The organism is Streptomyces turgidiscabies Car8, from assembly GCF_000331005.1.
Taxonomy (GTDB): Bacteria; Actinomycetota; Actinomycetes; order Streptomycetales; family Streptomycetaceae; genus Streptomyces; species Streptomyces turgidiscabies.
Map to the genome: position 1 here is coordinate 1 of NZ_AEJB01000283.1, position 9,386 is coordinate 9,386.

At 69.4% G+C, this 9,386-nt stretch carries 9 protein-coding genes and 1 pseudogene; 8 read left to right on the top strand and 2 right to left on the bottom strand.

What is annotated here, in order from left to right; translation table 11 throughout:
* The first annotated feature begins 52 nt into the window (after positions 1 to 52).
* A complete protein-coding gene (locus tag STRTUCAR8_RS18850) occupies positions 53 to 1,672 on the top strand; it encodes a GH35 family beta-galactosidase (protein ID WP_241784693.1) in 1,620 nt (539 codons plus the stop codon).
* 63 nt (positions 1,673 to 1,735) lie between these two features.
* On the opposite strand, the pseudogene STRTUCAR8_RS55665 reads toward STRTUCAR8_RS18850, so the two are convergent.
* Positions 1,736 to 1,938 (bottom strand): annotated as a pseudogene (locus STRTUCAR8_RS55665) (SDR family oxidoreductase); the annotation flags it as partial.
* A 188-nt stretch (positions 1,939 to 2,126) separates the two neighbouring features.
* Between STRTUCAR8_RS55665 and STRTUCAR8_RS18855 the strand changes: the two are divergent.
* The 6 genes from STRTUCAR8_RS18855 to STRTUCAR8_RS18880 all read left to right on the top strand — a co-directional run bounded on the left by STRTUCAR8_RS18855 (position 2,127) and on the right by STRTUCAR8_RS18880 (position 7,632).
* A complete protein-coding gene (locus STRTUCAR8_RS18855) occupies positions 2,127 to 2,519 on the top strand; it encodes a VOC family protein (RefSeq protein WP_006377426.1) in 393 nt (130 codons plus the stop codon).
* Between the two features lie 56 nt (positions 2,520 to 2,575).
* The gene (locus STRTUCAR8_RS18860) at positions 2,576 to 3,325 is read left to right on the top strand and encodes an SDR family NAD(P)-dependent oxidoreductase (RefSeq protein ID WP_234372697.1); all 750 of its coding nucleotides are present in this window, start codon (positions 2,576 to 2,578) and stop codon (positions 3,323 to 3,325) included.
* Between the two features lie 76 nt (positions 3,326 to 3,401).
* Positions 3,402 to 4,106: a GntR family transcriptional regulator gene (locus STRTUCAR8_RS18865; RefSeq protein WP_006377427.1), complete on the top strand. Its 705-nt coding sequence runs from the start codon at positions 3,402 to 3,404 to the stop codon at positions 4,104 to 4,106.
* Positions 4,107 to 4,202: 96 nt separating this feature from the next.
* Positions 4,203 to 5,357 carry an acyl-CoA dehydrogenase family protein gene (locus STRTUCAR8_RS18870; protein ID WP_006377424.1) on the top strand — a complete coding sequence of 385 codons (1,155 nt, stop codon included), beginning with the start codon at positions 4,203 to 4,205 and terminating at the stop codon, positions 5,355 to 5,357.
* Positions 5,354 to 6,418 carry an acyl-CoA dehydrogenase family protein gene (locus STRTUCAR8_RS18875; protein ID WP_048818782.1) on the top strand — a complete coding sequence of 355 codons (1,065 nt, stop codon included), beginning with the start codon at positions 5,354 to 5,356 and terminating at the stop codon, positions 6,416 to 6,418. The genes STRTUCAR8_RS18870 and STRTUCAR8_RS18875 overlap by 4 nt, the downstream gene beginning before the upstream one ends.
* Entirely contained in the window at positions 6,418 to 7,632 is a 1,215-nt protein-coding gene (locus tag STRTUCAR8_RS18880; protein ID WP_052350894.1) for a CaiB/BaiF CoA transferase family protein, read from the top strand. The genes STRTUCAR8_RS18875 and STRTUCAR8_RS18880 overlap by 1 nt, the downstream gene beginning before the upstream one ends.
* 15 nt (positions 7,633 to 7,647) lie before the next feature.
* On the opposite strand, the gene STRTUCAR8_RS18885 is transcribed toward STRTUCAR8_RS18880, so the two are convergent.
* Positions 7,648 to 8,328, bottom strand: coding sequence for a TetR/AcrR family transcriptional regulator (locus tag STRTUCAR8_RS18885; RefSeq protein ID WP_006377433.1), 681 nt, complete (start codon positions 8,326 to 8,328; stop codon positions 7,648 to 7,650).
* A 177-nt stretch (positions 8,329 to 8,505) separates the two neighbouring features.
* On the opposite strand from STRTUCAR8_RS18885, the gene STRTUCAR8_RS18890 reads away from it, so the two are divergent.
* Positions 8,506 to 9,336 (top strand): IclR family transcriptional regulator, encoded by an 831-nt coding sequence (locus STRTUCAR8_RS18890; RefSeq protein WP_006377428.1) that lies wholly within the window; start codon positions 8,506 to 8,508, stop codon positions 9,334 to 9,336.
* Positions 9,337 to 9,386 lie beyond the last annotated feature (50 nt).

Below are 9,386 nucleotides of genomic sequence, written 5' to 3' on the forward strand. Positions count from 1 at the left end.
CACGGGCCCTCGCATGCAAAGGCAAGCACACCGCTCACATCCTGGGAACGCCATGCAGCATTCACGATCCTTGAAAGACCACTTCATCGACCCGGCCACGGGCCAACTGGTCGTCAACGGTCAGCCCTACCTGATCCGCGGCATCGAGGTGCACAACTCCACCTCGTCCAACGCCGATTACCTGCGTCCGCTCTGGAAGCGGTGCGCCGACGCGGACGTCAACACCGTGCTCGCCCCGGTCAGCTGGGAGCTCGTGGAGCCGCAAGAGGGAGAGTTCGACTTCCACCTGGTCGACGCCATGCTCGACGGTGCCCGCGAGCACGCGCTCAAGCTGGTGCTTCTCTGGTTCGGCAGCTGGAAGAACGGCTCTTCGAGCTACACGCCGACCTGGGTCAAGCTCGACCCGGTCCGTTTTCCCCTGCAGATCGACGAGGCCGGCGATCCGGTGCACAACCTCAGCCCGTTCTCCACAGCCAACCGCGACGCCGACGCGGCCGCTTTCGCCGCGTTCATGGAGCACCTTTCGCGGGTCGACGGCCGCGAGAAGACCGTGATCATGGTGCAGGTGGAGAACGAGGTCGGGCTTCTCGGCGCGCCACGCTCCTACGGAGCGGACGCGGCATCCGCCTGGGCGGACCCCGTACCAGCCTCCCTTGCCGAAGCCTTGCGCGGCGGAGCGTCCCCGTACGTGCAAGCCCCGGACGAGCCCCTCGCCCCGACATGGGACTGCTTGACTGGCGAGGGCGACCGCACGGCCGAGTTGTTCATGGCCTGGCACTACGCGTCCTACATCCAGCACGTCGCCGCCGCGGGCCAGGCCCGGTACGACATCCCGCTGTTCGCCAACGCGTGGCTGGACTCGATCGCGCCGACCGAGGCGAAGCCTGCGGATGCGGCCCTCGCCGGCGGCAGCGCACCCGGCGTGTTCCCCAGCGGCGGGCCGCTTCCACACGTCAGCTCTGCCTGGAAGCTGGCCGCCCCCTCGATCGCCTTCCTCGCACCGGATGTGTACTTCGGTGATTTCGAGATCCCGTTCAAGGGCTACGCGGACACCAACACCGCCCTGTTCGTGCCCGAGATGCGCGCCGACGGGCACGGGATCTCGCACAGCTTCCTCGCCATCGGAAAACACGGTGCCATCGGGGTCTCGCCGTTCGGCTTCGACTCACTCGACGACGACGCCACCGTGGACCTGCGCCGCACCTACGCCCAGCTCGCGGCGCTGGAGAAGGACATCCTCGCCGCCCAGCCCCAGGGCCGCGTGCGCGGCTTCCGGGTGTCGGCCTCCCAGGAGGAGACGCTCGCCCTCGGCCGGTACGACTTCGTCGTCAGGGCCCATTCGGAACGCGGCGACGGAGAGAAGTTCGGCTACGGGCTCCTGCTGCGGAGCGACGAGGACACGTACATCGCGGCCGGAGACAACTTCACGCTCGGAATACGCTCGCAGGACGGCCGGCCGGTGGCCGTCCTGAAGGCGGAAGAACTCGTGGACAGCAAGGGCGGACTCCGGCCGCGAAGGCGCCTCAACGGCGACGAGACCTTCTCCGGAACCGGCATCAGGATCGCGCAGAACCCGGCTTCGATGCACGGCTTCATGCTCACCAGCGGAATCCCGTCCGGTGTGGTGCGCTTTTCGTTGTACTCCCTCGAAATCCGACCAGAATCGTGGTGATGCAGGGAATCCCCACGCCAGAAGAACGACCGTTTCACTGTGATCCCGCGACCGAGCGCCGGACTACTGGTGGGCACCACCGTCAATGCGGATCTCGGTGCCGGAGATGAAGGCACCGTCGTCGGAGATGAGCGTGGCCACGACTCCGGCCACCGTCTCCGGCGTCCTGCGGCCCGCCGCGTGACGAACAGGCTCCAATCGGTGTCCCCAGGTACCAGCGAGGGGAAGTTCTCGGGCATACCGCCGGGCCAGATGCTCACCGCGCGACCAACGACCTCAGTGGCTGCTCGTGAGTGTGACCGCCAAGAGGCGGCGAAACTCGGAGCAGTTCCAGTCAGTGGAAGCTTGCGCTCCAGGCGGGTCACCGAGCGGTTGTACTGCGGATGCCGGCGTCGAGCCGCGAGCCGGACGGCCCCAGGCAGGGTCGCCGCAACGCTTCGTGCTTGGAGGAGCTGTGACCGACGGACAGCGTTTCGCCTTCACCAAGATCGCGGTGGACGATCTTGACGCCGAATCCGCGTTCTACGCCGCTGTGCTCGGTCTGGTGGAGAAGCAGCGGACGACGGCCGGTAAGGGCGATGCGGCGTACACGGAAGCCGTCCTGTCCTTCACCCACAGCGACGAGCCCTCACTGCTGCTGCTCAAGCGCCTTGGCCGCGAGGCCCCCGCGCCCGGCGAAGCGGTGCTCGGGTTTGGCGTCGCCGACGTGGACTTGGTGGTAGAGGCCGCGAAAACCGCGGGTGGCACGGTTCGCGTCGAGCCCAGATCCATTCCGCAGCACGGTCTGCGTGTCGCCCAACTCGCGGATCCCGAAGGGCACTTGCTGGAGGTTGTCCAACAGCTGTAAGTGCGGCCGCGTTTCGGCCCCATGCCCTCGATCACCACTGTCCAAGGGAAAGGAACATGATGTTCGATCTGTCGGGCCGCACTGCGCTGGTGACCGGAGCCGGTCAGAACGCCGGAGCGGGAATCGCCCGTGCCCTGGCCGCCCAGGGCGCCGCCGTGGCGGTCACCGATCTGGTCGCCGCGCGAGCCGGAGCCGTCGTCAAGGAGATCACTGCCGCAGGCGGAACGGCCGTCCCGGTCGCCTTCGACGTCACAGACCTGGACGGGGTGCGGGACGGTGTCGCGAGAGCCCGTGCCGGGCTGGGGCGCCATGTGGACATCCTGGTGCACAACGCGGGCATCGCGGCCGACTTCGGCCAGGGACAGTTCCGATCCCTCGACCCCAGCCGGTGGCGGGCGCCCGTCGACATCAATCTCTTCGGCGCGATGAACTGCGTGTCGACGGTCGCCGACGACATGTGCGAGGCGGGATGGGGCCGGATCGTGCAGATCTCCTCGGGATCCGCTCGTACAGGATCCGCGCACGGGCTTTCGCTGTACGGGGCGGCCAAGAGCGGTGTCGAGGGATTCATCCGGCACCTCTCCCAGGAGGTCGCGCCCTTCGGCGTCACGGTCAACACGCTGGCGCTCGGGCTGCAGACGAACGCCGCCGGCGACAGCACCGCGGACATCGCCGCGCGCATTCCCACCCGTCGGCTCGGCACCCCCGAGGACGTCGGAGCGGCCGTCGTCTACTTGGTCTCCCCGGAAGCATCCTGGATGACCGGACAGACCATCAACCTCAACGGAGGCAGCGTCACCTACTGAGGCCGTCGGCGGCACGGCCACAGGTGCGGCCGGTGGCCTCGACCTCGTACGGTGAAGCGGACCGTGAGGAGTGCCCATGCCGCCCAGACAGCCGTCCACCTCCGCGAGCAGCAGCCCGCCCACCAGCCAGGCGGTGACGCGCGTGGCCAACGGCATCAAACAAATGATCATGTCGGGTGATCTGCTGCCGGGCCGGCAGATCCGCCAGGAGCACATGGCAGCCGCCTTCGGCGTGAGTCGTCTGCCGGTGCGCGAGGCGCTGCGTCAACTCGTGGCGGACGGACTCGTCGTCCACGAGCACCATGTCGGCTTCGCCGTCGCCCGGCTGAGCAGGGCGGAGTTCGATCAGGTGTACCTGATGCGGAGGCTGCTGGAGACTGAGGTGCTCCGCAGCCTGCCGCAGCCCACGGCTCGCCGGCTGGCGGAGATCGAGGCACTGGCCGAGGAGATCGAACATGCCGCCACTTCAGTCGACCTGCCCCGGATGCGTGCGCTCAACAGCCAGTTCCACTTCGCGGTCTTCGACCTGAGCGATCTGAAGCTCGTGGTCGGCGAGATCAGGCGGATCTGGACCTGGGCGCTGCCCTACCACTCCGTCTCTCTCTACGACGACGCCGGGCGGGCGCGCATCCTCGACGAGCACAGGGAGATGGTCACGGCGCTCCGCACCGGCGACACGGAGCGGCTCGTCGATCTCATGGACGCCCATCGCGCGGGCTCAGAGGCGCAGTTGAACCTCCTGCTGGAAGCAGGAGCGGTGGCGCACCCGTCCGCGAGCTGACCCGGGCCGCCGGTGTCCCGTCCACTGGGCGGAACACCGGCGGCAGTTCTGGATCCCATCTCGTTAGCGTGAGCCGGACACGAAGGAGGAGTCCGGTTGACCGCGACGATCCATCTCTCCCCCATACGTCTCGGCCCCGCTGCGCGGGAACTGCGCGACGAGGTCCGGGACTTTGTTGGCGCCGAGCGGGAGGCAGGCACCTTCACCCCGCGTTGCGACGCGTGGATGTCCGCCCCCGACCCGGCGTTCAGCCGCCGTCTCGGGGCACGCGGCTGGATCGGGATGACGCTCCCGGCCTCTTGCGGCGGCCACGGCCGGTCAGCGCTCGACCGGTTCGTCGTCACGGAGGAACTCCTGGCCGCGGGTGCGCCCGTCGCCGCCCACTGGATCGCCGACCGGCAGATGGCGCCCTCCCTCCTTCGTCACGGCACCGAGGCCCAGAGGCGGCTCTACCTCCCGGCGATCGCCCGCGGCGAGTGCTACTTCGCCATCGGCATGAGCGAACCCGACGCGGGATCCGACCTCGCATCGGTGCGTACCAGGGCGCGGGAAGTCGCCGACGGCTGGGAGATCACCGGGAGGAAGATCTGGACCACCGGTGCGCACTACGCCCATGCGATGGTCGTCCTCGCCCGCACGGACGGTTCACCGGCTGACCGGCATTCGGGCCTGTCGCAGTTTCTCGTGGACCTCCCGGCGCCGGGGGTGGAGATCCGCCCCGTGCGCACCATCGACGGAGAGCACCATTTCAATGAGGTCGTCTTCGACTCGGTGGTAGTTCCGCAGGACAGTCTGCTGGGCCAACGCGGAGCCGGCTGGCGTCGGGTGACGGCCGAGCTCGCGCACGAACGGTCCGGGCCCGAGCGTCTTATGAGCACGGTGCCGTTGCTGCGGGCCTGGGCGGACCAGGTGCACGACCGCCCTGGCGACGGCGTCTCGGTCCGCGCGCTGGGCAGGCTCACGGCGCGCGCCTGGACGCTGCGCCAGATGTCACTGTCGGTGGCGGCCGCTCTGGGCGACGGCCGGCCGGCCGAGATCGCCGCAGCGCTGGTCAAGGATCTGGGGTCTCGGTTCGAGGGGGACGTGGTGGAGGCTGTACGGCAGGTCACGGGTACCGAGCCGCGCCGGGGCGCGGCCGGGCTGGAGGGGCTGCTCGCCGAAGCCGTCCTGCACACCCCGGCGTTCACCCTGCGGGGTGGAACCAACGAGATCCTGCGCTCGGTGGTGGCACGTGGCCTGGGGGTTCGATGACCGACGACGTGCGTGAGGAGATCCGCTCCGCCGTCTCCGTGATACTGCGCGGCCGGACCACGGGGCGCAGCCGGCCCTCAGACGATTTCGACCATCCGGTGTGGAAGGACCTGAGCGCGGGGGGCTTTCACCTGCTGGGCGTGCCGGAGGACGCCGGCGGCAGTGGCGGCAGGCTGAGCGATCTCGCCGTGGTCCTCGACCTGACGGCTTTTCACGCCGTGCGTGTACCGGTGGCCGAGGTTGCCGTCCTGGCCGGCTGGATGGTGGCCCGCGCGGGGCTCTCCCTGCCCGAGGGGGTCGTGGTCGCGTCCGTTGACGAGGCTCGGGGGCGGCGGCGAAACGGTGGGCTCCGCCTGTCCGGGACCCTACGGGTGCCGTGGGGACGTCATGCCGACCACGTCGTGACGACCGTTCGGTGCGGCGACGAGACCCTGGTCGCCCTCCTGCCCGTGGCGACGGGGGGATCAACGGCCGTGTGTCTCACGAGGGCCGAGAACCTTGCCGGTGAGCCTCGCGACACCTTGGTCCTCGACGACATGGAGCTGGCGGAACCTGTCGCCGCCGCAGCGCCGCCCGGCCTCGACTCTGCCGCGATCCTGCAGCGGGGCGCCTTGGCACGGTGTGTTCAACTCGCCGGTTCTGCCCGCGCCGTGCTCATGTCGGCCCTCCGGTACGCAACCGAGCGGGAGCAGTTCGGTCGTCCACTCACCCGTTTTCAGGCAGTGCAGCAGCAACTGGCAGTGCTCGCCGCCGAGGTCACCGCGCTTCAGGTGAGTGCGGACGCCGCGCTTCTCGCGACCGAGGCGGAGGACGCCGACGCGGGCGTAGCCGTGGCAGCGGCGAAGGCCACCGCCTCGGCGGGCGCGCACGTCGTCGCCGCCATCGGTCACCAACTGCACGGCGCGATCGGGTACTCGCAGGAGCATCACCTCGGCGCCGCGACGACCCGGCTGTGGGCCTGGCGCGAGGAGTTCGGCAGTGAGAGCCACTGGCACGACCAGCTCGCCGCCCTGGTGCGCCAGGAAGATTCGTGGTGGCACCTGGTGACAGGGGGCGAGTGATGAGCCTGGCCGGCGCGGTCCAAGGGGTACGAGTTCTCGATCTGAGCAGGGTCCTCGCCGGGCCGTTCTGCACGCAGATGCTCGCCGACCACGGCGCAGAAGTGATCAAGGTCGAGTCCCCCTCGGGTGACGAGACACGGCGCTGGGGGCCGCCGTTCGTCGACGAGGCCGGGACAATGAGCGCCTACTACCAGGGCCTCAACCGCAGCAAGGCCAACATCGCCCTCGATCTGCGTGTGCAGCGGGCCCTGGACGTGCTGTACGACCTCATCGCCCGAGCAGACGTGGTCGTGGAGAACTTCAAGGCCGGCACGATGGAACGCTGGGGGCTCGGCTACGAGTCCCGCCTGGCGAAGGACTTCCCCCGGCTCGTCTACTGCCGGATCACCGGCTACGGCGTCGACGGCCCCCTCGGCGGCCTGCCGGGGTACGACGCCGTGCTGCAGGCCTACGGCGGGCTCATGAGTGTCAACGGTGAAGCCGACGGTGGACCGCTGCGCGTGGGGGTGCCCATCGTGGACATCACCGCCGCGCACCAGGCATTCGCCGGCGTGCTGCTCGCGCTGCTGGAGCGGACGGCCAGCGGGCGCGGGCAACTTGTCGACGTGACACTGTTCGACGCCGTCCTGTCCCTCATGCACCCGCACACCGCGACCCACCTCCAGTCGGGCGAGGCCCCCCGGCGCACTGGAGCAACTCATCCGACCGTGGCTCCGTACCAGGTGTTCCGCACGGCAAGGGAGGGGTGTCTGTTCGTCGCCGCCGCCAGTGACGCGCACTTCGCCGCGCTCACTGAAGTACTCGGCATCCCCCATGTCGCCGAGGACCCGCGCTTCGTGCGCAATCGCGACCGGATCGTCAACCTTCGCCCGCTGCTGGCCGAGTTGGAGCCGGCGTTCCTGGGGTGGAAGGCGGAGGATCTGGCGCTGGCCCTGGCGGCCCGGGGGGTTCCCGCCGGCCCGGTCCACGATGTCGCCAGGGCCCTGTCAGCCCCCCATACAGGGCACCGTTCCATGGTCGTCAGTGACGGCGACTATCGCGGCATCGGAGTACCCATCAAGCTGGGCCGGTCCGCGCCGACGCCACCCCGTACCCCGACGGCAACAGGGACCGACACCGACCGCGTCCTCACCGAACTCGGCTACGGTGCGGACCAGCTCACCGCGCTGCGCCGGTCCGGCGCTCTGGGACCGGCGGACGCCAAGACCGACTGATCCGCGCGGAGCGTCTCACGGAGCCGGTTCGGGATGGCCGCTGCGAACGCCGGCCCGTTCACTTCGACGTCGCTTCGACGACGAGTGGGCGGGCCGTGCGGTCCGGATGCCGTCGAAGACCATATGGAAGGCCTCGCGCAGCAGGCCCGCGATGTCCTCACCCGTCTCCGATGCGATCCAGTGCATGAAGACATGGCGGGTCGCCTGCACGATGAGGAAGCCCGGCAGAACCGAGTCGAGAGGGCCCTCGCCCTCGCCGATGCGGTCCCGGAGGAATCCGGCCATCGCCCCGCACAGTTCGTCGTCGACCTCCATCCACCTCAGGCGGTACTGCGGGCTGGCGGCCATCAGGGTGAGGAAGTCACGGCCGAAGGGGCTGAGGTTCGGTCCTGAGTCCAGTGGTGAGGTCCATGCGGCGACGAGCGCCTCCACCACGTCGCCGTCCTCGGGTGTGTTCCCGAGCGCTTCGACGACCTGCTGCGAGCTGTGCCGGAACAGCGGCCGCACCACATCCTCCTTGACGGGGAAGTGACGGTAGAACGTACGCGTCGACATCCCGACCGCGTCGGCAATGCGCTCGACGGTCGCGGAGGTGTCGCCCTCGGCGACGAAGATCTCGGCCGCCTTCTGCGCGATCGTCATGTGCAGTTCTTCTGCCCGCCGCTCGGTGAGCGTCGGACGGCTGCGTCTCACCATGGCTGCACCTCCCCGGTTCTCCAGGCCCCGGCCGGCTCTGGGGCCGCCGATGCATGACCGCATGCGGAATTGGATCCAATTCGTTTACACCGGCGCAACCCAGCAGTACGCTCACACCTGTCAGTTTGCGACATGCTGGCACAATGTGCAATCGGCGAGTGACGCCGGGAGGCGATCATGACCACGGCAAAATGCCACAGCGCCCCGATCACGATGATTGACAGAGTGGCCTCCCTCCTCAAGGTCTTCGACGGCCGCCACGGGCTCACTCTGGCTGAGATCGCGCGTCACGCCGACCTGCCGCGCTCCTCCACGCACCGGATTCTGCAGCGCCTGGTGGAACTGGGCTGGGTCGAGCGCGAGGGCTACCGCTACAGCCTCGGGATCCGCATGTTCGAACTCGGCTCCCAGGCGGTAAGGCGTGACCGGATCCACCAGGCCTCTCTTCCCGTCGTACACACGCTGCACCGCTCGACCGGTCTGACCGTGTTCCTGAGCGCGATGGTTTCCTCGGACGTGCTGCACCTGGAACGCGTCGGCGGCTGGCCGGAGAAGGGGGACAGCTGGCGCCCGGGCGCACGGCAGCCCGCCGTTCACTCGGCCGCCGGCCGCGCTCTCCTCGCCCAGCTCACCGAGGCGGACTGGCCCGCCCTGGACTTCTCGCCCCCGGCTACCGCATACGGGATCCGTACGCTGCGGGAGCTGCGGCGTGACCTCGACCGTGTCCGCGACCGAGGCGGCGTCGCCGTCGACGTGCAGGGCTGTTGTGCCGGTGTCACCGTCGTGGCCGCACCGGTCGGTCCGCCCGGTAGCAGCACCCGGGCGGCCCTGTCGCTGTGCGGACCCGCGGACTCGATGCCCACGCAGGAGGCGACCGACGCCGTACGCATGGCCGCGATGGACATCTGGTACACCGCCTCCGGGATGCCCCGTCGGTCCCGACGCGCCCGCCCGGTGCTCTCCTCCCTGCCGCGCTCCGGCAGGACGCCCGTGCTGTCCCACGACTGAGCTCGGCGCGGCCGGCTCTCGCCATCTCCCGCAGACGCCGTCCGCGTCCT

Coding starts and splice junctions, on each gene's coding strand:
- STRTUCAR8_RS18850 (WP_241784693.1), top strand. CDS start 53: ATGCAGCATTCACGATCCTTGAAAGACCACTTCATCGACCCGGCCACG.
- STRTUCAR8_RS18860 (WP_234372697.1), top strand. CDS start 2,576: ATGATGTTCGATCTGTCGGGCCGCACTGCGCTGGTGACCGGAGCCGGT.
- STRTUCAR8_RS18865 (WP_006377427.1), top strand. CDS start 3,402: ATGCCGCCCAGACAGCCGTCCACCTCCGCGAGCAGCAGCCCGCCCACC.
- STRTUCAR8_RS18875 (WP_048818782.1), top strand. CDS start 5,354: ATGACCGACGACGTGCGTGAGGAGATCCGCTCCGCCGTCTCCGTGATA.
- STRTUCAR8_RS18880 (WP_052350894.1), top strand. CDS start 6,418: ATGAGCCTGGCCGGCGCGGTCCAAGGGGTACGAGTTCTCGATCTGAGC.
- STRTUCAR8_RS18885 (WP_006377433.1), bottom strand. CDS start 8,328: ATGGTGAGACGCAGCCGTCCGACGCTCACCGAGCGGCGGGCAGAAGAA.
- STRTUCAR8_RS18890 (WP_006377428.1), top strand. CDS start 8,506: ATGACCACGGCAAAATGCCACAGCGCCCCGATCACGATGATTGACAGA.